Annotated in this window: 9 protein-coding genes; all 9 read right to left on the bottom strand. The window is 64.5% G+C overall.

The window, feature by feature from the left end:
• Positions 1 to 41: 41 nt before the first annotated feature.
• The 9 genes from KSS97_RS16320 to gspG all read right to left on the bottom strand — a co-directional run bounded on the left by KSS97_RS16320 (position 42) and on the right by gspG (position 22,469).
• Positions 42 to 12,554 (bottom strand): filamentous hemagglutinin family protein, encoded by a 12,513-nt coding sequence (locus KSS97_RS16320; RefSeq protein WP_217859625.1) that lies wholly within the window; start codon positions 12,552 to 12,554, stop codon positions 42 to 44.
• A gap of 202 nt (positions 12,555 to 12,756) precedes the next feature.
• A complete protein-coding gene (locus KSS97_RS16325; protein ID WP_198796773.1) occupies positions 12,757 to 13,989 on the bottom strand; it encodes a substrate-binding domain-containing protein in 1,233 nt (410 codons plus the stop codon).
• A gap of 339 nt (positions 13,990 to 14,328) precedes the next feature.
• The gene (gspF, locus tag KSS97_RS16330; protein ID WP_198796772.1) at positions 14,329 to 15,540 is read right to left on the bottom strand and encodes a type II secretion system inner membrane protein GspF; all 1,212 of its coding nucleotides are present in this window, start codon (positions 15,538 to 15,540) and stop codon (positions 14,329 to 14,331) included.
• The gene (gspE, locus tag KSS97_RS16335; RefSeq protein ID WP_198796771.1) at positions 15,540 to 16,982 is read right to left on the bottom strand and encodes a type II secretion system ATPase GspE; all 1,443 of its coding nucleotides are present in this window, start codon (positions 16,980 to 16,982) and stop codon (positions 15,540 to 15,542) included. The genes gspF and gspE overlap by 1 nt, the downstream gene beginning before the upstream one ends.
• Positions 16,979 to 19,345, bottom strand: a complete 2,367-nt coding sequence (gene gspD, locus KSS97_RS16340; RefSeq protein WP_217859626.1) for a type II secretion system secretin GspD — start codon at positions 19,343 to 19,345, stop codon at positions 16,979 to 16,981. Before gspD ends, gspE begins: the two co-directional genes overlap by 4 nt.
• Positions 19,342 to 19,896, bottom strand: coding sequence for a type II secretion system protein GspM (gene gspM / locus KSS97_RS16345; RefSeq protein WP_217859627.1), 555 nt, complete (start codon positions 19,894 to 19,896; stop codon positions 19,342 to 19,344). The genes gspD and gspM overlap by 4 nt, the downstream gene beginning before the upstream one ends.
• Entirely contained in the window at positions 19,889 to 21,052 is a 1,164-nt protein-coding gene (gene gspL / locus KSS97_RS16350; protein WP_217859628.1) for a type II secretion system protein GspL, read from the bottom strand. The genes gspM and gspL overlap by 8 nt, the downstream gene beginning before the upstream one ends.
• Complete coding sequence (gene gspK, locus KSS97_RS16355) at positions 21,049 to 22,032, bottom strand: type II secretion system minor pseudopilin GspK (RefSeq protein WP_438269639.1); 984 nt, start codon at positions 22,030 to 22,032, stop codon at positions 21,049 to 21,051. The genes gspL and gspK overlap by 4 nt, the downstream gene beginning before the upstream one ends.
• Positions 22,020 to 22,469, bottom strand: coding sequence for a type II secretion system major pseudopilin GspG (gene gspG, locus KSS97_RS16360; RefSeq protein WP_198796767.1), 450 nt, complete (start codon positions 22,467 to 22,469; stop codon positions 22,020 to 22,022). Before gspG ends, gspK begins: the two co-directional genes overlap by 13 nt.
• Positions 22,470 to 22,473 lie beyond the last annotated feature (4 nt).

Genomic DNA, 22,473 nt, shown 5'->3' on the forward strand with positions numbered 1-22,473 from the left:
GGCGACAGTTGCCTGTCGCCCTCGGGCCTTGATGACGATGCTTACAACGTCAGGTTGCGTTGCTCCTCGGGGGTCAATTGATTGCGCGCCTGGTCGTCCAACCGTCCAGCCCCCAATACCCGCACGCTGTTGCTCGGTTCCTGGGCCGGCGCACGGCTGGCGCCTTCCTGGGACGGCGCCAGACGTTCGTTGCCGAAGCCCAGGACCTGCACGCTGAACACCGATGGCATACGGTTGCGCGAGGCGGCCTGTTGTTCGCGCGCGACGCCTTCCGCGGCATCGCTCGCCGACGCTGCGGCGGAGCTGGCGTTGGTCAGTGCGCCAGTGTTGACCACCGCGCTGACCGGCACGCCGTTGGACTTGCCTTGCACCTGGATGTTGGCGGCGTTCACTACATGCAACGCGGCAATGTTGATGTTGCCCGAGACCCGGATGCCCGCCTCTCCCGCGTCGATGGTGCCGAGCGGCGCGAGCAGGTCGATGTCGCCCGGCGCGACCTCGGCGATGGGGTTGAGGGTGGCAATGCCGGCGCCAGTGCTCGGCACCGACGGCGACAGCGTGACGTTGCCCCAGTTGTCGTAGACGCGCTTGGGCGGCGTGTACACCAAGGTGGTTTTCGAGCCGCGACCGGCGTTGATATCCCCGGTCGCCGACCAGGCGAGAATGTCGCCGCCGAAGGTGGTCATGATCCGGCTTTGTCCCAGCAACACGCTGCCGTTGCTGAACAACTGGATGTCACCGGTGCCTTGGGTGATGACCCCGGCACTGGACGGCGGGGCCTCGCCTTCGATACCGAACACCTGCTGCCCGCCGGGCGTCAGCATCTGGATATCGCCGCCGAAGTTGGTGTGCACCCCGGCGCCGCCGAACATCGTGATGTCGCCCTGGTAAGCCAAGGCATTGCCGGCCACGTCATGGGTGGGAAACAGCGCGGCGATGGCGTTGCGACCGCGCAGGTAGCTGCCGGAACGCGGGCTGCTGGCATCGTTGTACTCGCGGCCACCGGCACGCAGTTCAGCGAAGTACACCTGGCGGGCAAACACCCGTTGTTGTTCGGACGGCAACGCGGCGAAATAGGCCTGTGCCTGCTCGGTATCGCCGTCGAAGCCGTACCGCAATGCCAGCCACGCCGCCAGCTCGACCTCATAAGTCTTCGCCACCTTGCCCGGCTGTTGGGCCAGGCCGGCACCAGCGTCCGCCAGGTTGGCCGGGTCCAGGTATTGCCGCACGAAGCCCAGGTAATCCGGCCCGGCGGCGCCTACACCGGCTTGCATCACGATGCTTGCGCCGGGGCGATTGTCACCGGCTTTCACCGGACCGAGGCTGGTCACGGCGGCCTGGTCTTCCATCAGGATGTTGCGCCCGGCGCTGATCTCCAGCGTACCGGGGCCGGCAACATTGAAGGTGCTGTAGAGGATGTCGCGGCCGGCGGAGACAATGGAGATGTCCGTGGGGTCGTCGTGGACGAACAGGTTGCCGGTGCTGGTGGGCCGGGTTTCGAACTGCGTCAGTATAGTGCCCGCGATGTCACCACTGTTGACGATATCCCGCCCCGCCATGATCCATGCGGGGCTGGCGGCCTCGTACCAGGTCTCGCCGCCCCAGCGACCGGCACTGAAGGCAATCAGCTCGCCCGTGCGCAACCCAACGATATCGCCCCTGACGGCGTAGAAGCGTACCGGCTGGTCCGCGCCTCGATAATCTCCGCCAGACCCTGTACCGCCGAACGCGAACAAGCCCATTCCGATGCTTCTGAGTACTGAAGGGTCCGCACTCGCTCCTTCCAGGTCGCCGTGTAGCACACCCGATCGGTCCTTGTAATAGAACGCAGGATGGTCCGGAGTTGCCAGGCTGCTTGCTGAAGCATTGGTCGGTGATATTGCGTAGCCTCCCGCATAAATCGAATCCCCAGCGAGAAACTCCAGCTGCGCCTGGTTTCCAGGTGCCAGGATCAAGGAATAGGGGGTCACAAAGCTCCCTACCCCACGTGATGAGGGCCCGTAATACAGGCTGCCTGAGGGCGCGGCTACCCGCAAAATCGACGGATAGACGAAACGCCCGTCGGTCGGTGAATAGTCCATACCGACACGAGGCGTGATGATACCGGAGCCTGTCGAAAGCTCTCCGCCTTGGGTCGAAGGCGTAGCGCTCCCTCCAGCTGCAAACAGATCGATAGCCGTATGGTCAGTCCACAGGCTGAACCAGGAATATCCGGGGCCTCTGGTCCCGCCGCCCAGGTCCACCGACTGGGCGACTCGTGTCGGCGCACGGCCCGGGTCCACTGCGGCGCCAAGTACGAGATCGCCACGGGCATCCAGACTGGCGGTGGCATCGCCGGGTACCAGCAGCAGTCCACCGGTCGCGCTGGCCATCGTTGCATCGTATGGGTTGTAGGCACGGATCTCTCGGGGGTCCTGCGAAACCTCGTCCGGACCGTTGATCAATTCCATGCCGCCGAACGAACCGGCACTGGCCCTCAGCGAACCCCGCAAGTTCGTCAGGCTGCCATTCATGTCATGGCGCGAATCAACCGGCTGGCCGGCTAAGTCGAGAAACGCCCTAGCCTCCAGTGAAGGGTTGAGCGCGCCGCCGATTGCCAGCGACAGGTCACCGCCACCCGTGAACTTCAATTGACCGTCCACCATGCGCCCGGTCGAGCCGACCGCCAGGACTATCCCCTGACTGCGACTGGCGCCCTGCTCGCCTCGCTCTCCACGGGGGGCCAACATACCCGCGTCGCCTGCGACTCGCACATCCACGTTGCCGCCACCCAAGGTGCCGATACCGGTAAAACCGTTCAATACCGGATCGGTGCCATGGGGCACATAGGTGCCGAAATTGATCCACCAGGCCGTAGGCGTACCGTCACCATCGCCTTGGCGCCACAACCAATTCCCAACCCCCGAGCTCTCCATCTGCGGTGCATCTTCGGTCACGAGAGTACTTTGTTTTCTGCCGACTATGTCACCGGCCAAATCGCCGCCCACCGACAGCAGCAGGTTGCCGCCATGGTCTGGATACCATGCGCGATACCGGCTGTCTGCGCCGCCATCCACCAAGCGTTCATAAGGGCTGTCACCGTTCCCCAGGATCGAGTCAGTCGGCAGGCCGGCGTTATTCACCGAGACGCCTCGCGCAAGGTTGTACGCCGCCGAGTCGGCCAGGCTCAAGGACGACGTGCCCGCGGTATAAATGCCAAACAGCGATTGCATGCTGAAATCACCTGCGCTGACCAGGTCCAGATCACCTGTACCGGTACGAAGCACACTGAAGCTGCTGGTGCCCACCACGTAGGTGTAAACGCTCCCACCGACGCATAACCCCGGCGCCTGGGCACAAAATTCGTCCTCCGACATACCGTACAGGTCCGCCAACTCCGCCACGGGCCGACCGGCATAGGTCAGGTCACCGAAATAGTCGAGCGAGGCTTGCTCGGTCAACGTCCGCCCCGCCGCGACGCAGAGCCCTGGCGCCTGCCCGCAGAACTCGTCGACGCTCATGCCGTAAAGGTCAGCCAACTCCGCCACGGGTCGCCCGGAGTAGCTCAAGTCACCAAAATAGTCGAGCGAGGCTTGATCGGTCAGCACCTGGCCTCCCGCCTTCGCCAGCATTCCATAGTGAGTATCGGCCACGGTAAAGCGCCCATGCTCGGCATACGGATTGACCAGGCGGGTATCAGCGGCTTGCAAATCAGCGCCCGCCACGGCACGTAGCGACCAGGACTGCGAACCCTCGGCCAACATGGGCGCGATTGCCCAGTTGTGGCCCTTGCCATCGCCGCCGCGCAGATTGATCTTGTCCACGCCTTCGGCCAGCTTCACGTCGGTGCCTGCGGGTATCAGCGCGCCCAAGGGCAACAGCAACGCGCCCGCCTGAACCACGGTGCTTGGGCTATGAACTGTCACCGAACTTGCCGGACGGCTGGGCAAAGCCACGCCTTTTGGCCAGACCAATCCGGTCAAGGCGGTATCGCCGATCAACACCGAACCACTCCCGAGGATCATCCCTTGCGCCACGGTCAGGTCGGCGGTCAGGCGCGTACCGGCGGCATACGCCACACGGCCGTCGCGGTAACGGATATTGGCCGCCAATACCGTGCCGGCAGGCAGTGAAATCGCCTCGGCCAACTCACCGTCCACCGGCAGGCGCGTGCCTGCGGCCAGAGTGATGGCTTGCAACGGCAGGTCGTAGTTGAGGATGACGCCGGAGAGGAACGTCGTGCCGTCCTGCAATTCAATGCCCGCGCGGGGCACGATCACATCGCCGTTGAACATTTGCTTGCCGGGCGTCAGCACCCAGCCATCGTCGTCCGGTGTTTCTGGCGGCGGCGCGAAACCATCGTTAATGCTGCCAAGCACGGTCAGGTCGCCCCCGGCGCGCAGTACCAGGCTGCCGACTTCGCCGGAACCGTATACAGACGTTTGGGGTGTCAGCGGATTGAGGCTGGCGTAGCGATAGCCGGACAAGTCCAGGTCGCCCTGCACCACCAGGTCACCGTCGGCGGTGGCACTGACGATTTCGACGCCGGGGCGCAGGTGGAACGCGTTGCGGTACGTCGCATTGTTCAGGCCGGCCAGCTTACCGTCGCGCAAGGCGTCGTTTTTCAAGGCGTTGTCGATGAAGGCCCGGTTTTCGCGGTCGATGTCGTTGAGGTAGTCCTGATTGATGATCTGATACGGCCTGCCGCTGGCCGCCGGATCGCTGCCGTAGTGGGCATTGTCGTAACGCTGCACACCATTGAGCGCTATCAGCTTGGCGCCCTGGATATTCAGGTTGCCGCTGGCGTCGATGGCGATATCGCCGGCAGTCGCCCCGCCCAGGCGAGGAGCGTTCAGTTCCAGGGTGCCGCGGGCCTTGCCGTCGTGGCCGGTCTTGGCGGCAGTGCCGTGACGCAAATCGATCCGAGCGCCGTCGGCCAAGGTCAGCAGGCCATCACCGGAACTGAGCTCGACCATGGCGCGGTTCGGCGAATCGATAATCTGGCCGTAGCTGTCGACCCGGAGCACGCTGCCATGGGCGTCGAGCATGGCGTTGCCGCCAACGGTCAAGCCTTGCTTGCCCGCCAGGCGAATGGACCCCACGCGCTCGCCACTGGCGTCCACGGTGCCGTTGACTGTCAGCTTGCCGCCGTCCACCGACACGCTGATCACGCCGGCCTTGAGCCCATCGCCGATCACCAAGTCACCCTGCTTGAGCTGGAAGCTGCGGCCGCCGAAGACCTGGCCCTGGTTCAGGCGTTGGTTGAGGGCGGCGAAATCCTCGCTCAGGCTTGCGTCACCCAGGCGTTGGGCGCGGATGTCCACGCTGCCGGCCTTGTAGGGCACAGCAGTGCCGCCCGCATCGTAGTAGCCGCTGCTGCTGCCAAGAACAGTGCCCGCCAGGTCGACCTTGCCGGCGGCCGCCGCCAATGCGGTGGCCTTGAGGCTCCCGGCCTGGTTGTTCACGGCGGAGAGATCGATCACCGAGCCGGCGGCCTGGCGGATATTGCCGTTGCGGCTTTCGAGGATCAGGTCACCGCCCCAGCTGTACTTGTTGACATCGTTGAAGGTGACTTTGCGTCCGGCCAGGTCGAGGCGCGCGGCATCGGTGAGGGTCAATTCATCCTCGGCGCTGAGGGTCAGCTTGCCGCTGGGCAGCACCACGTTGCCTTCGACCCGCACATTCTTGCCGTTCAACGCCAGCTCGGCGCCCAAGCTGTCGGCGCTGGCCACCGGCAGGCGACTGCCCGCCGGCGCGCTGACGCGGATATTGCCGCCTGCGGTGATCCGGTTGACCGACCCGGCCTCGCCGGTCATCAACGGCGTGAGGATGTTCAGGTTGCCGCCGCTGTACTGGAAACCTTTACCGGTGATGTATTCGCCCTGGCTCTGGTAAACCGACAAGCCTCCCTTGTGGTTGGCGGTGATGCGTTCGCTGGCGTTGAGATTGACGTTGGCGAATCCCAGGGCCAGGCGGTCATAGGCCTTGGCCACCTTGGACTCGGTGGCTGGGGCATAACCAAACTCGATGCGTTGGGCATCGATCTGCAGGTTGCCCGTGCCGGTGCCCGCGCCGCCGGCCACGATGCTGCCAGCCTCGTTTTGCACGCCATTCCAGATCAGGTTACCGGTGCGAATCAGCGCCGTTTCATTGGCATTGCCTTTGCCGTAGATCGCTGGAGTGCCAAGCACCAATTCCTTGAGCCGCGACTTGCCAGTCACCGCGTCAAAGGTATCGAGGCTGGCGTTGCCATAGAAATTCAGTGAATCGCGCGCGCCCAGCACCAGGGTTTCGAGCGCCGGCGCGCCAGCGCTGGTATCGCCCAGCAACAGGCGGTCGAGCACCTGCTGGTTGAGTGTCAGGCCGCTGGGCAACAGATTGCGTGACGCCAGGTCGGCCAGGGTCTCGGCGCTGCCAACGTTGATGCCGCCAACCGCCAGGGTCAGGTTACGGGTACCGAAGCGTACGGCATCCGTCAGCTCGAAGCGATTGTCCGTGGCCGAGGCGATGGTGCCTTCGGAATACAGGCGAGTGGTGCCGGTGCAAACGCCGTCGCACACGCCGATGCGGATACTGCCTGGTGCGCTGTCCGGACTTTGCGGGTTGGGTGCGGAAGGCGCCAACATGTTCACGTAGCCATTAGAGACAGCGAGCACGCTGTTGCGACCGGGGTTGTAGAGATAGCCATCGCGCGAGTCACGGGCCACGGCGCCCATGCCCAGCGTATTGATCGACGCGCCCTGCTCCACGGTGATGCCGCCATTGGGACTCGACGTCACCAGGAACACTTCCGGCGCCCGCAGGGTCGCACCGCTGCGCAGGGTGATATTTTGGGTTCGGGAGGCGCTGCCGTTGCCATCACTGAATTCAAGGAAGTTACCGCCCTGGCCATAGCGGGCCAAGGCGTAACCGCCAATGAACAGGCTGCTGGCGCCGATGGCATTCACCGCATCGTCGGTCAGGGTTACAACGTCCAATCCAGAACTGACCGCCTCTCCTGCCTTGATGATCTCCAGGTTCCCGGCCCTGACCAAGGTGAGTGCGGTGGTGCTGCCGCGACCATCTTTGGCTGCTTTGCTCAGCAGTTTCCCGGCAAAACTGAAGCTCGGTTGGTCACTCTGGTTGCGCTCGAACGTAACGTTGAACGCCTTGGCATCCCGGGGCAGCAACACGGAGGGCACGCCCAGGCGCGCCGCGTCGGCCAGGGCGAACTGGCTGAAGCTGGTCTCGTTGTACTGCGAATAGCGGCGCAGCGTATCCGCCGCGGTGACGATGACCTGGCTCGCCAGGCTGTCGCGTACGCCGGTGCCGGCAATACCCAGCGTGCCGGCCGTTGCCCAGGAGCCGTTACGCATGGCCTGGGTCGGCACCACCCCACCCTGCCCGGCCAGGCCGTTGACCTCGATGCGAAACGCACCCGGCAGCAGCGCGTAGGTCGAGGGCAGCAAGGTATAGGTGCCGGCCGGCAAGCCGGGTACGCCGGCACCGAGGGTAATCTGCTGGCCGACCAAGGGGGCGACGGCGCCGGCTTCACCACCCGCGGGCGCATAGCCGGTCTGTACGCCAGGAACGATAGCGTAGACCGGGTTGCTGCTCAGTGCCGGTAACAGGAAACCGTCCGGACCGAACTGCACCAAGGGGTTGAAGCGCGCGTCAGTGGAGCCGCCACGCCCCGAGATGAACCCGGCACCGGTCAATTCACCCCCACCGGACACGTCCACAACGGCTCCCGCCGCAACGTCGATGGTCTCGCCCACCAGCTCGATTTTTCCCGGCACGCCATTGAGGGCTGGCCGCAGCAGGCTCTTGTCGAGCGTCACGCCATCGAACACGTAGGACTTGCCATCCGCTGTTCCGCCATAGGGCATGACGAGCCCCGCGCCGCTGACGGAGGTCAGGCTGCCGGGCAGCATGTTCACATCGCTGCCGGGACGGGACGCGGTCTCCAGTGCCGTCTGGCCAATGATCAGGTTGCCCAATGGCGCTCGCAGAATGCCGCCCTGGTTGATGACATCCGCTTCAAGCCGCAACTCGCCGAACGCGGAATAAGGCACCGAGGGAATCGCCGAGCCGTTGCGGCCTATGTCCATGCGCTTGGCGGTCAGCGTCCCTTGCACGCCGGTGCCGGGATAGATCTGCGCGGCGGTGAGGCCCAGGACGCCGGGGGTTCGAAGTAACATTTTATGATCGGCCTGGCTGCTCGCCATCCGAATGTCACCCTGGCTGTTCAATTGCAAATCCGCAAAACCACGACGATCGACGTTTCGAACTTCGCCCTGGGCCATCGTCAGCGTTCCGCTGCCGCCGACCCTCACCGCGTCGCGAACCTCAAGCAACCCGGTCGCTGACACCAACAACTGCCCCGCGGCAGGTCGTGCCGAAGGCGCCAGCCCTATGCCGGTGCTGCTGTTGTCAGCCCCGGCGGTCGTATTATCTTGCGCGCCGGCCAAGCGCACATAGTTACCGCGCAGTTTGACCACCGAGTCCGCCGCCGCTGTCTCCGCCATGCCGTACGCACCCGCGTAGAGCTGAAGCGCATTGGCCATCGTCAGGTTGACATTGCCATCGAAGGTCAGCAGACCGGTACTGAAGAGGGACAACGTATCAAAGCCGCCGGCCTCGACCTGATCCACCGCAAGCCGTGCATAGCCGTGCTCCAGCAGGGAGGCGCCCTGCTCTGGCGCGCTCCCGGCCGTGATACCCGTCGCGGAATGGTGCTGCTCGATAATCAGTTCGCGAGTCTTGCGCTGGTTGTCCGGCAAATCCGAGCTGTTCAAATAAACCGTCGCCCCGAGCCCGACCGACAAGCTTCCGCCCGCCGCTCCGGCACCGCCGGCGGCAGCCTTGAATTGACCGTCCAGGTAAAGCCCACTGGTCGAGCCAAAACTGATGTCGCCGCCGTGGCTGGCAACCACTCGGCGTTGCCCCGCGTCATCCAGCACCGCCTGGGCACCCGAAGCATCGAGTAACGCGCCTTCGCGCACCACGATGAATTTGCCGATACCGCCGCCGTCGCCCGTCGCATGATCGATTTCACCACCGATGACGATACTTCCGCCGTTACGCACGAACCCGTATTGGGTCCCCCTGGTACCCGTGGCGGTGGCGGCGCGAGCGGCTACGTCCAGGACCGCGTTCTCGCCGATCCAGATCGACTTGAAGTTGTCACTGGGCGGTATGACCGCCGCTTGCGGCCCAGGCGCGGAGCCGACAGTGATCGAGCCGCCCCAGGCATTCAAGGTGCCGTCCACGGTGATCTGGCCGATGCCCGTCAAGCGGATCGCTTGTCCGGGGTCGACATTCAACACTGCCGACTTGCCCACCAGCAGGTCAGCCGTGGCGACATTCGCCGCGCCGGTTTGCTGGCTGCCGGCTTGCAAGGACAGGCTGGCACCCTGGCGTTGGGTCAGCACGCCCTTGCTGGCGTCCTCGACGTACAGCGGTGGCGTCCAGGTTTCCAGCGCGCTGCCCAATGCACCACCGGTGGCGACCCCAGGCGCGCCAGCGCCTTGGCGATAAACCGGCATGGTGACATCGACCCGGGTGCCCTCGGCAACCTCAAGGCCGTCGTTGCCGATGATGTCGTAGGCGGAAAAGCCTTTTTTGAAGAAGCCGCCATCGAGCAGCAAGGTACCGGCCGCCGCGGAGGTCGCGGTGTCGCTGATCAGGACTTTACCGGCCTGCAATTGCAAGGTGCCGCCGCCCTTCACACCCTGGCCCCGCAATTCGCCCCCCAGGCTCAATCCGCCGTTCAGGCTACTCAGGGTTACATCGCCCCCTTTGCCGCCCTGCACCTTGCCCGAGTTGAGCAACACCGCTCCGGAAGAAACGTCCAGCACGCTGCCGGCGCCCAGCGCGATGGCGCCGCCGGTTTTCAGGGCGATGCTGCCGCCGTTCTGGTAAGGCAAGACGCTGATATCGCCAGGGTCCAGTTGTAGATTGCTCCACAGCCCGCTGGCATCCAGACGCACCCCGTCAGCCACCCTGACCGAGGACGCGCCGACAACCGGCATCGTGCCGTCGACCTGGACGAAATCCCTGCCTACCTGAATGGCACCAGCGTGGGCAGTAAGATTGGCATTCACGGCCACCTTCGGGCCAAACAGGCTGATGGAACCGGCCGGAGCCACCTGCAACGCACCGTTGACTGTGATGCCTTCGCTCGCAGCGACCTTGACGGCACCGAGCTTGAAGCCGTTGAGCTGGTTGCTGTCCAGGTACAACGTGCCCTGGCGATCCGTCGGCAAGGCTCCGTCCAGGCCGACGCTACCGGCAACGCCCGCCGCGCCTTGGCCGAAAATCACGTTCTTCAAAGTATTGGCCGTGGCGCCAAGGGCATATTCCACAGTGCCGCTTTCCTTCACGTAGAACGGCACGTACGAGCCGACCACCAACTGCCCACCACGGGCCACGGCTTTCTGCGACTGCTGGTAGCCATCCAGGCCGGCCTGGGCGGCGCGGGTCTGGCGGTCACCCTGGAAGGTATCGCTGGCGAGCGTGCCTTCGAGCACCGCGTTTTTAGTCCCGATCACCAGGGTGCCGGCATCGCGGCCGACCGTGTAGCCGGCCTCCTGGCGCGAACGCGGGGCAATCAAGGGATTGTAGTAATACTTCGTTTGCCCCCAGCGCTGGGTGTGGTCTTCGTATCCCTTGTAGATCCCGGTGTAGAGCATGTCCCCAGGCGCACTGTTGAGTTCATACAAGCGGCCATCGGCACCCTTGAGCCAGGTCTGCTTGACGGTGCCGCTCTGCACATCCAGCGTGCCGCCGGACAGATTGATCTGCGAGCCGGCCTGGGTCACCACGTCGTTACCGGTAAAACTCACGGTACCGCCCTGGGCCATCCATTCGCCAGCGCTGTGGCCCTGGGTGCCGCGGTAGCCGCTGACTTCCAGCAGACCACCGGCGGTGTACCAGCGATCAGTGGCGTAGCCGTTGGTGCCGGCGGGTACGAACACCAGCTCACGCGCATCCACCCACACGTCGTTGTTGTTCAACGTACCTTCATCCCGGTTGCCGGCGGCATCGCGCTGCTCGTTGCCCTGGATGTTGACCTTGATGCTGTTGGCTTCCATCGCCACCTTGACGCCGGTGGCGCCGGAGACGTCGATCACCGCACCGTCGCGCACCAGGCTACGGGTGCCGGCGTTCACCGCCACCTGACCGCCCGTGGCGAGGGTGATCGATCCCTTCTGGAAATCGACGCTGCCAGCGCTGTCGATCTGCACCAGGGACAGGTCTCGGCGATAGGTGTCCGCTGGAATGACTTTGCCGTCCTGGCTGACGATCGGTTTCAAGGCACTGTCGCGTTGGCTGTCCAGGGCCGTCGCGCTGGCATCCACCAGAATCGCCGTGGTACTGCCCTCGCCCAGGGTCACGTTGGCATCGCTGCCTCGCGCCGTGAGGTGCAGCGTGCCACGGGTGTCCGCCGAGGTGCTGGCCAGGGCCACGCCGTTCTGCCGCACCTGGTTGCCGGTCAGGGTCACGTCGCCGTTGGCGGCCATCAACAGCCCGGTGTTGCTTACAGTCCCGGCGCCGCTGGTGCCATCCTGATGGGCGGTGACTTCATTGCCGCGGGTGGTTGACGTCGAGTTGCCGTCGCTGGCGAAGCCTTTCTTGATGGTGAAACGGTCACCGGCCGCCAACACGGTTTGTCCACGCTCGGTACTGATGGTGCCGGCGTTGTCGACACTTTTGCCCAGCAACAAGACATAGCCGCCCCCGGCAGTCGATTTGCTCGGGGCTGTCGTCGAAATCTGCGCGCCCCTCTCCACCCGAATCGCACCCTGGGCGTTGGTAAAGCTCGCCGCGTTGGCGTTGTAGAGGCCACCGGTCTTGAACTGTTCGTCGCTGAAATCCGTAGCGGCCGCCACCAGGTTACGCACGTTGACTTGGCTGCTACCGCTGAACACCACGCCGTTGCTGTTGAGGATCATCACCGTGCCGTCGGCCTTGATCTGGCCCTGGATCTGGCTCGGCGCGGTGCTGTTGTTGACCTTGTTCAACGCCGCCCAATTGGCGTCCTGTTGAAACGCCAGGGTGGTGTCACGGCCAATGTTGAACGTGTCCCAGTTAAGGATCGCCTTGTCGGCGGTCTGCTTGATCGTCACGATAACCTTGCCATTGGCGTCGGTCTGTACCGGACCGTTGGCGTTGAGAAACAACGGCTTGCCATCCGGCCCGATCACTGCGTTCAAGCCATTGCCGCCCAAACCGTTATGAATGGTTTGCGGCGCGCCGAAACTGGCCGCACGCCCTGCCGCCTGGGCAGCCTGGCTGGCCGCAATCGCCGCCACCGTGCTGTTCATGTTCGCCAGCGAACGGCCCAACTGCTGCTGCACCCGTTGCTGCTGCGCCAGCGGTGGAGGCGTTCCAGGGCGAGGCGCGCTGGGGCTGGCCGGGCCTGCCGCCGGAGCCGCGCCCTTGGCCGCGAACCAGGCCGAACTGAAACTGGTCGCTGCGTAGGCGGGGTTGGCCAGCAGCAGCAAGGCGATGGCCTGGGCCAAGGGTTTGAGGCACAGCACAGCAGTGGAATCAGCATTATGGCGAGTGACTTTCTGGGGGCGGCAACGCATCACTACGGATCCTTTTTACGCAGGGCGAATTCGATAGCGCCCTCTGGACGAGGCGCGCAAATGACTAATCCCAAGGCAGGTTGAAGCCGTCGCGACCGAACTTTTGTCACGCAATGTTCATCTGTCGGGCGGTTGGCTGAAATGAAAAACCGGCAGCAGCGCGAGGCTGTTGCCGGTTCATGAAGCAGACCCTGATCAACGCTTATTGCGGACGACCAATGCCGTTGCAGGCGGTGGTGTTACCCACCGACAGCGAGTTGGTAGCGGTCCAGAAAGTGCTGCGAATGGCCGTTTTCCAAGTGTCGGTGATAGGAATCAGCTTGGCGGCGATGATTTCATCGTCGTTGTTGTTGGCATCGGACAGGGTGTAGTGGCGGCTGATGAAGTCACGTACGGCCGCGGTGTCGGTGCTGTCCTTGTAGCATTGGTTGAACACCAGGAAGGTGTAGCCCACGATGCTGTAGCCCGTCGCCGGGTTAGGCAGGACCTTGGCCCAGTTTTCCGGCAGGCCACGATCAGCGGTGGCGGGCGGCGCAATGGTGCTCAGCGCGGTCGTCACGTTGCCGACGGTAGGCAGGTTGCCGTTGACGCGAGCGACCACGGCGTTGCTGGTGGCGTTGACATCTTCCGGCCCGACGTAGCCGATGGCGCCTTCGGTGGACAACACGGTGCTGGCCATCGCGGCGCTGCCAGTCACGGCAGTGGCGTTCGCCGGAACGGTGCCGACCGCCGTGGTGAAGGTACCGTTGGTGGTGAACTTGGTCGGGCACTGACTGTTCAGGTGACGGGTGAAGATCTCGCTGGTGCCGCTGCTGCCAGCACGGTAGTAGACCTTGATCGGGGTGGTCGGGTAGGTGCTGTTGACCTGGTTCCAAGTGGTGACGGTGCCCGAGAAAATGTCGCACAGCTGGGCGCTGGTCAGGTTCAGGTTGTTGACCGCGGTACCGTTGGCCAGCGTCAACTTGTACGGAACGGTCACCGAAGTGGCTTCGGCAGGAATCTGGATGATCGGACCCCAGTTGGCAGCGTTGCCGGTTGGCACGGCTGGCGACTGGTGAGCGGCGCGATAGGTGGTCAGTTCGGCAGTGGACAGAATCGAATCACTGCCGGCGTAGTCAACGGTCACGGCCGGAACGTAGACCTTTTCCAGGGCAGTTGCGGAGTTGCCGTCGAGGTTCCAGACCAGCACGTCCGAGTTGTTGGTCAGAAAAGCAGTCTTGCCGCCACCGCTGCCCACACCCACGTAGTTGTCGAAGGCCGGTTGTGGCGCTGGACCGTTGAGGATGCCGACGGGGGCCGCGACACCACCGGTCGGAGGCACGCCGTACAGGTTTTGCGGCAGGGTGGCACCGCCACCGACGACAGCGGCCATGGCCTGGGCAGAGCAAAGGCCGGCGACGGCCATGGAAACGGCGAGAACGTTGCGCTTGAACATGAAGAATCTCCTTTCATCGTGTCTGGACGTTGGTAGTTCGCTTGTGCTTCTCATCGCGACCGCTGCCCCGAGCGGACTTCCGGCGCTCGTTTGAAGGGGTGGCCACGGCGTAGAAACTCTCAATTTCCAGTGACAGAGAAAGGAAAAAATCTCGGGTGTTCGACCTTGTTTTTCCTAAATATTCTCGGGAGTTACCGACACCTTCCTGACATTTTGCTCAGTTTTCGCAGCGCGAGCGTGAGGCCGTCGCATGCCCTCCCCCGTGCGCCGTAGCCTGGCGCAGCGTAGATGTCGAACGGATGAACCCGAGTGGCGCTCAGGAGTGGCATCGCGCAGGTGTCATTGCACCAGCTGATTGATCTCGATGATCGGTAGCAACACGGCCATGACGATGGTCAGCACCACCCCGCCCATGATCACGATCATCAGCGGCTCCAGGAGTGCCGTCATGCCCATGGCCCGGCGCTCGATGTCGCGCGACAAGGTTTGCGCGGCGCGTTCGAGCATGGGCGGCAAGGCCCCGGTTTTTTCACCGCTGGCGATCAGGTGAATCAGGATGGGCGGGAACACCTTGCCGACCCGCAGTGCATTGGCGAGGCCCACGCCTTCGCGCACCCGCAAGGTGGCGTCGGCCACGCAATGGGCCAGGCGATCATTGGCCAGGGTCTGCCCGGCCGCATCCAGGGCGCGCAACAGCGGCACGCCAGCGCTGCCAAGAATCGCCAGGGTCGAGGCGAAACGCGCGGTATTGACCCCCAGCACGAAGCGGCCGATCAGCGGCAGCCGCAGCACCCGGCTATGCCAGGCCAGGCGTGCGTCGGCGTTACGCAAATAGCGCCGCCATCCCCACCAGCATCCGGCAAGCCCGGCAAAGCAGGCCCAACCCCAGGCGCGCAGGAAGTCGCTGGCCTGCAACATCACCCGGGTCAGGGTGGGCAAGTCCTGGCGCGCCTGGGAAAAAGCGCTGACCACCTGTGGCACCACGAAACCCAGCAGGAAGATGACGATGACAATCGACACCACGCCCACCACCGCTGGGTAGATGAACGCCGTGAGGATCTTGCCCCGCAGGTTGTTGCGCTCTTCGATGTAGTCGGCCAGGCGCTCCATCACCTGGGCGAGATCGCCAGACTCCTCGCCAGCGGCAATCATCGCCCGGTAGATCTCTGGAAAATCCCGTGGTCGCGCGGCCAACGCATCGGCCAGGCGCATGCCGTTGCGCACATCGCCGCGCACCGCGCCGAGGGTTTCGGCGATGTGGCGTTTCTCGGCCTGGTCGACGGTAGCCGACAGGGCCGCTTCCAGCGGCAGACTGGCGCCCAACAGGCTCGCCAATTGACGGGTAGCCCAGGCCAGGTCGCTGTCCGACAATTTTGCGCTGAACAGGCCCGAGGCACCGGCGCTGCTGACGTGTAACTGCTCGTCGATGCGCAACGGCGTCAGCCCACGGCCGCGCAGTTCGCCCATGGCACTGCGCTGGCTATCGGCCTCAAGCACGCCTTGCTCGATGTTCCCCGAGGCATCGGCGGCCTCGAAACGGTAGCGGTTCATCAGGCGTCCCGGGTCACGCGCAGGATTTCTTCGCGGGCGGTGGAGCCACTGCTCACCCAGCGTTCGCCGTCCTCGCGCATGCTCAACATGCCGGCCTGTCGCGCACAAGTGCGCAAGGCCTGCTCGCCTTCACCCTGATGGATCAACCGCCGCACTTCATCGTCCACCACGAAGAGTTCGTGGATACCGGTACGACCGCTGTAACCGGTGTGGTTGCAGCGCGGGCAACCATGAGGACGCCATTGGCCCGGCGCTGCTTCGTCAGGTTGTTTGCACGCCGGACACAGGCGACGCACCAGGCGTTGCGCCAGGACGCCGAGCAATGACGACGCCAACAGGAACGGCTCGACGCCGATGTCGGTCAGCCGCGTCACCGCCGACACCGCATCGTTGGTATGCAAGGTCGCCAACACCAGGTGTCCGGTCAGCGAGGCCTGGACTGCGATCTGCGCGGTCTCCTGATCGCGGATTTCACCGATCATGATCACGTCCGGGTCCTGGCGCAGGATCGCCCGCAGCGCCAGGCCGAAGCTCATGTCGATCCGCGTGTTGACCTGGATCTGGCTGATGCCCGGCAAGTCGTATTCCACCGGGTCTTCCACCGTCAGGATATTGCTGGTGCTGGCATCCAGGCGGGCCAGGGCGGCATACAGCGTGGTGGTCTTGCCGCTGCCGGTGGGGCCGGTGACCAGTACGATGCCGTGGGGTTGGCGGATCAGTTGATCCAGTTGGCTCAGCACCGCGGGCGCCATGCCCAGGGTTTCCAATTGCAGGCGCCCGGCCTGTTTGTCCAGCAGGCGCATCACCACCCGCTCGCCGTGGCCGGTGGGCACGGTGGACACCCGCACATCGATGGGCCGTCCGGCAACACGCAGGGCGATGCGGCCGTCCTGGGGCAAGCGTTTTTCGGCGATGTCCAATTGCGCCATGATCTTGATCCGCGACACCAGCGCCGCGTGCAGGGCCTTGCGCGGCGCGACCACATCGCGCAGGGCTCCATCGACGCGATAACGCACCACGGAATGGCTTTCGAACGGTTCGATATGAATATCGCTGGCCTCATCCCGCGCGGCCTGGGTCAGCAATGCGTTGATCATGCGGATGACCGGCGCGCCACCTTCGCTGTCCAGCAAGTCGGTGACTTCCGGGATGTCCTGCATCAGGCGATCAAGGTCGACTTCGTTTTCCGCCGCGCCGACGATCGCCGCGGCGCTGCCGGTGTCGGCATAAGCGCTGGTCAACAGCGCTTCGAGCTCTTCATCGCGTATCCGTTGCAACGCAGTGGGACCATAACGCCGGCGTACCTCGTTGATGGCCCAGCCCGGCGTCGCGGCACTGACCAGCAACACGTTGCCCTCCTCACCTGCCTTGAGGAGGAGCCGCTGCGCCTTGGCCCACGCATAGGGCAACGCGCCCGCACCGGTTTGCAGGGAGGGGCTCATGGCTGCCCACCTGGTTCCAGCGGCACGGCGCGCATCGCTCGGGGTGGCTGATTGAGCGGTATCGGCTGACGGGGTGACGGATTGAGCGGCATCGCCTGGGCGGCCGGCGGCAACTGCGGTGCCTGCATATCGGTGAGCGGCCATTTGTGCGCTGGCTGCAGATTGCCCTGGGCACGGCGGATAAAATCGTAGCGATTAAGGGTAATGCTGCGGCCGACGTTACTGTCGCGAATGATGTAGGGCCGCAGAAAGACCATCAGGTTGGTCTTGGTCCGCGAGCGGCTGTCGCTGCGAAACAGCGCGCCAATGCCCGGGATGCTGCCCAGACCCGGAATCGCGTCGGAGCTTTCGGTGAAGCCATCTTGCAACAAGCCACCCAACACCATGATTTGTCCGTCGTCGAGCAGGATGCTGGTGTCGATGGCGCGCTTGTTGGTCACCGTGCCGGCGTCGCTGGAAGCGCGCGGGTCCACGCTGCTGACTTCCTGGTAGATGTCCAGCTTGACCGTGCCCCCCTCGGAAATCTGCGGGCGCACGTTCAGGCGCAGCCCGACTTCCTCCCGCTCGATGGTCTGGAACGGGTTGTTGCTGTTGCCGCCACCGTTGGTCACGTAGTTGCCGGTGACAAACGGGATGGTCTGCCCTACGAAAATGCTCGCCGCTTCGTTGTCCAGCGTCAGCAGGTTAGGCGTGGACAACACGTTGGTTCCGCCCTTGCTCTTCAGGGCGCGGGCCAGCACCTTCAAATCGAGCACCTGGCCGATGCCGGGAATATTCACCGTGCCCGACACCTTGCCGATGCTCAGGCCTCCGGGCAGTGCATCAATGCTGTTCCTGGCCGAGGTATTGATACCAGCACCGCCCAGGTTGGCGCCACCGATCCAGCCGTTGCCCGCCAGATCGCCAGCTTGCCACTGGATGCCGAACGCACTCGCATCGTCTTCGCTGACCTCGACGATCAGGCTTTCGATCACCACTTGCGCGCGGCGCTGGTCGAGCAGATCGATGACTTCGCGCAGGTTGCGATACAGCGGGTCGGGCGCGGAAATCAACAAGGTGTTGGTGGTGGTATCGGCCTGCACGGTGACGCCGTTGGCGGAAAACGCCACTGCGCCTTCGCCTGCCTGATGGCTGCCCTGGCCGCTCGACATCTGCAGCCCTGCACTCTGCCCATTGTTGGTTTGCGAACTGCTGCCGGTAGTACTCGACGAATTATTGCCGTTTCCGCTCGTACTGCTGCCCGCTGGGCCACCCAGGCCACCGCCGTTCAACAGGTTCCGTGCGCTGTCGGTGGACGCACCGGCCATTTCTCCTTCACCGGTGAGCAAGCCACGCAAGGCTTGCGCCAGCTTGTTTGCCTGGGCGTTGCGCAGGTACACCACGTGGAGATTGCTCGGGTTGTTCTGGGCATTGTCGAGCTTGTAGATCAGCTGCCGGGCCAGCTCGGTGCGTTCGGGGCTGCCGGTGCGCAGGATGATGCTGTTGGATCGAGGGTCGCCGATCACCGACACCTTTTGCGTCGCATCGGCGCCCTGCACGTCGAGCAACTCGGACACCATCGTCGCAATGTCGACGGCAATGCCGTTCTGCACGGGGACGACATCGGTGTCGATGGCGCCGGGTATGTCGATGTTGGCGATGATCTGCGCCACCCGGTTGAGGTTTTCCGCATAGTCGGTGACCACCACCGTGTTATTGCCGGGGTAGGCATTGATGGGGTTGTTGGCCGATACGATGGGCCGCAGTGCCGGGATCAGGTTGACGGCGTTTTCGTATTGCAAGCGAAAGGTCCGGGTGATCATGCCGTTGCCTGCCGCACGATCGGCGTCCCCCACCGGCCCGCCCAGCAACTTGGCGTCGGCTTCCGGGACCACCTGGCTGACGCCTTCCACTTCGACCACGGCAAAACCCTGCATGCGCAGGGCCGCGAGCAACATGTCATAGGCCGTGCGGGCCGGCACCTCGCCTTCGGACACCAAGGTCAACTGGCCTTTGACACGTGGGTCCACCAGGAACTGGCGACCGGTGGCGCGTGACAGCGCACGCACCACGGCGGGAATATCGGCCTCGACGAAATTCAACTGCACCGGTTGATTGCCCAGTCCGTTGCCAGTCGGGCCGGCATCGAGCGGACGGAGGGTCGGGCGCGACGATGCCTTGCGCGTGACCTGGCGTCGTTGCTCTGCCTGTGCTTGCACGCGCTGGCGCTCGACCAGCGCGTCACCGCTGCCGGTCTGTGCGAGCGGCTGGCCCAGCTCACTTTGAGCGGGAATGGGCTGCGCCTGCTCGCTGCCAAATTGGCTGCAGGCACTGAGCAACAGCGCCAAGGGAATTGTTGACGCATACGTACCAAACCGCTTCATGAGGATTCCTTAGCGCCGGGCGCCTGTTCCATGCCAACGACCCCGGAAATCCGCGCGGCCGTCTCAGTGCTTTGCGAGGTTGCCCGTTGCAAATGAGCGTCGCGCACCTGCAGGCCGAGCCTCGGTGCGTCGTCCAATAACCAGTTCAACAAGGCATCGGCGGGCGCGTTGTCGAGGGTCAGCCGCCAGGTTGTGGCGTCGGCCTCGACCCGGTGCTCCAGGTCGTAGGCGCCGGCCAGGCCGATGCCATCCAAACGCTCTTTCACCAGCTGTGGCGTGATCGCGCCGGGCACCACGCCGGCTCCCTGCACCTCGTCCAGCACCCCATCCAGCGCTGCCGCCTGGGAACGCAGGCGCGGCAGTTCGGCTTGCCAATGGTCGATGCGTTGCAGTGGCGGCTGGATCAGGCCGTACCACAGCACCACCACGGGCAACACCAGCGCGGCGATCCGCAAGATGCGTTTATCCCGGGCGCTGCTGCGTTGCCAGAACTGCTGAGCGCTGGCTCGCTGCGCCTGCCAGCGGGCGCGATAACGTGCCAGGCTATTCATCCGTGCCTCCCGCAACGGGCGCTGCCGCGGCCTGCGCTGGCAAACGCTTCAGCGTCCATTGCCCATTTGCAAGATCGGCCGCTATGCCCGCTTGCGCCAGGCTGGTTTGCCAGTTGCTATCGGCGGGTGGTTTGCGGGCAGGCGTGCGCGGGGTCAGGTGCAGTTCGCTGCCATCGAAGTCGAGTTTGTCGACCGCGCCCGCCATGAACGGCAACTGCCCAGCCGCCTGCTGCACCAAGGCGGCGAAGCTGACCGGACCTTCGGCCAACGCGCCATTGCGCCGGGCATCGCGTTGCTGGCGAGCCTGCTGCAAGGGATTGAGAATCACCGGCAGTTCAGGAAAAGCCTGCTGGACCCGGCTGGTCATCTGTCCCTTGATTGCCTGGCCCTCGCCGGCCAACCGCATCGCGTACAGGTTGAGGCCAAGGGTCCAGATCAACGCCGCCACCGCGCAACAGCCGACCGCGCGGCCCCAGCGCTGATTGCCCCGGACGTTTTGTTCGATCCCGTTCAGTAGGTTCCAGGCGGGAACCGGACCGAGCCAGCGCTGCTCGTCCGGCCATGGGTCGACGGACTCCGGCCCCTCGCCGACCCAACGCACCGTCCGTTCGCGCAACTGTTCGGCGCCTTCTTGCATCATGGGATGCACCCAGGCGCGCTGGAGATCCTCACGGACCAGCAAATGACCTTCCACGCTTGCCGCCGTGCATGTGCCCGGCTCAGCCAGCGGCAGAAAACAAGGCGCCGCGTACACACCACGCGGCTGCAACTTGAGCCCCTGCAATAATTGCAAAAGACCCAACAGGGCCGCACGCTCGAACCAGGCCAGTTGAACCTGGCCGCACGCATCACGAGGCCCATGCACCAGGTGCACGGTATCGTCGCAGCCCAGCAGGAGGTTGTCTGCCGCACAGCGCACGGCATCGCCAAGGCGCGCCGGTGCCAGTGGCGGCAATTCGATGCAGGCAAGCAACGTGTCTTGAGGATGCAAGCAGAGCTCCAGGGCTTTGCCTTGGGCCGCGCCGCTCAGCTCGCGCAGGGATTGCCGCCCTTGTTCGACCAGCGCGCCCTTGCGATCGAGCCAGGCGAAGTCCAACGGGCTGTCGGCCGTCAACTGGGCAAGCGGCGCCAGCGCTATCCGTAGCAAGGTGCTCATGCGCCCACCCGCGACCAGACCACTTGCGGCCTGCTCTGCTCGCTGCGATAAAACAACGCTTCGACACCGAAGCGGCGTTGTTCGACCGTGGCCTGTCCCCGCAATAGAAACCACTCGCTGGTAATGCCCAGGCGCAGCTGCTCGGTGCTCATCTGCGGCACGCGCAAGCGGTTGAGGAAATCCCCGCTGTTGATGAACCACTGGCCGCGGTCACGCTCGGCAATCAGCGCCTGCGCCTGCGCCACGCTCATGCCGGGCACTCGCGCGGCCAAGACCTGGGCCGTGGTGGTATTGCCATTCACCCAAGTGGGCGCCGGCAGCACCGTGACATAGGGGCGCAGGCGCTCAAGGGCAGCGAGGTCGATCCCGGGCAGGCCGGCCAGGTCATCGAGACCGCGCAACATCGGCCGCGTGGCGGGCAGCGGCTGGCTTTCGGCGTCCGGCGATGTCAGGCGACCGCTGTCGAACCCGGGTGCCGCGCCGGAGACTGGCGGCGGTGGACGCAAGCGCTTGGGGTAGGCCTCCACCACGCGTTGGACGATACGGTTGCCCTGGGCCACGGGCACGCCCAGCTCGGCGCACAGACGTTCGAATACGGCAACTTCCAGTGTGTCGAGTTGGCCGTCGAGGATCAGGTTGCGCAGGTTGAACTTGCTTTGCTCATCGCTGATATGGCCGTCGAACACCCCGCTTTCAGCGTCCAGGCGCACCCCGCGCAAGGGCTGCGCCCACGTCTGGTCCAAGCGCGTCATGGGCTCGCGCAAGCGTTGCTGCCAGAGCGCCTGGCGGGTCCATTCCAATACGCCATTGGACAGCCAGGCGCCCCGCACCCGCTGGCTTTCGCTTTCCACGCTACGAGTCACCTGGACCTGTCGGGCGATCATGCCAGCGGCGATCACCGCGACCACGGTCGCCACCAGCAAGGCGCTGATCACCGCCATGCCACGCTGGGCTGAGCGATTCACGACTAGAGCTGCCAGGAGCCGATATCAGCGTTGACACCTTCGCCGTCGGGCTGCCCATCGGCGCCGAGGGAAAACACATCGACCTCACCGTTAGTGCCCGGATTGAGGTAGTTGTAGGCGCGGCCCCACGGGTCCTTGGGCAGCCGTTCCAGGTACGCGCGCCAATTGGCGCTGGTGGCGTTGGCGGGTTTTTCCGCCAGGGCCTTGAGCCCTTCGTTCATGGTCGGGTAGCGCCCTTGGTCGAGACGGAACAGCTTGAGTGCCTGCATCAGCCCCGCAACATCCTGGCGGGCCGCCGTGGCCCTGGCCTGGTCCGGGCGATCAAGCACCTTCGGCACGACCATGGCGGCAAGGATGCCGAGGATGACCACCACGACCATGATCTCGATCAGGGTAAAACCTTGCTGCCGGCGAGGGCCACGTGTGGGACGGCCAGACGATGCGACACCCATCTCG

Origin of the sequence: Pseudomonas alvandae, from assembly GCF_019141525.1 — a bacterium.
GTDB classification, from domain to species: Bacteria; Pseudomonadota; Gammaproteobacteria; order Pseudomonadales; family Pseudomonadaceae; genus Aquipseudomonas; species Aquipseudomonas alvandae.

Coding starts and splice junctions, on each gene's coding strand:
- gspF (WP_198796772.1), bottom strand. CDS start 15,540: ATGAACCGCTACCGTTTCGAGGCCGCCGATGCCTCGGGGAACATCGAG.
- gspM (WP_217859627.1), bottom strand. CDS start 19,896: ATGAATAGCCTGGCACGTTATCGCGCCCGCTGGCAGGCGCAGCGAGCC.
- gspE (WP_198796771.1), bottom strand. CDS start 16,982: ATGAGCCCCTCCCTGCAAACCGGTGCGGGCGCGTTGCCCTATGCGTGG.
- KSS97_RS16325 (WP_198796773.1), bottom strand. CDS start 13,989: ATGTTCAAGCGCAACGTTCTCGCCGTTTCCATGGCCGTCGCCGGCCTT.
- gspD (WP_217859626.1), bottom strand. CDS start 19,345: ATGAAGCGGTTTGGTACGTATGCGTCAACAATTCCCTTGGCGCTGTTG.
- KSS97_RS16320 (WP_217859625.1), bottom strand. CDS start 12,554: ATGCGTTGCCGCCCCCAGAAAGTCACTCGCCATAATGCTGATTCCACT.
- gspG (WP_198796767.1), bottom strand. CDS start 22,469: ATGGGTGTCGCATCGTCTGGCCGTCCCACACGTGGCCCTCGCCGGCAG.
- gspL (WP_217859628.1), bottom strand. CDS start 21,052: ATGAGCACCTTGCTACGGATAGCGCTGGCGCCGCTTGCCCAGTTGACG.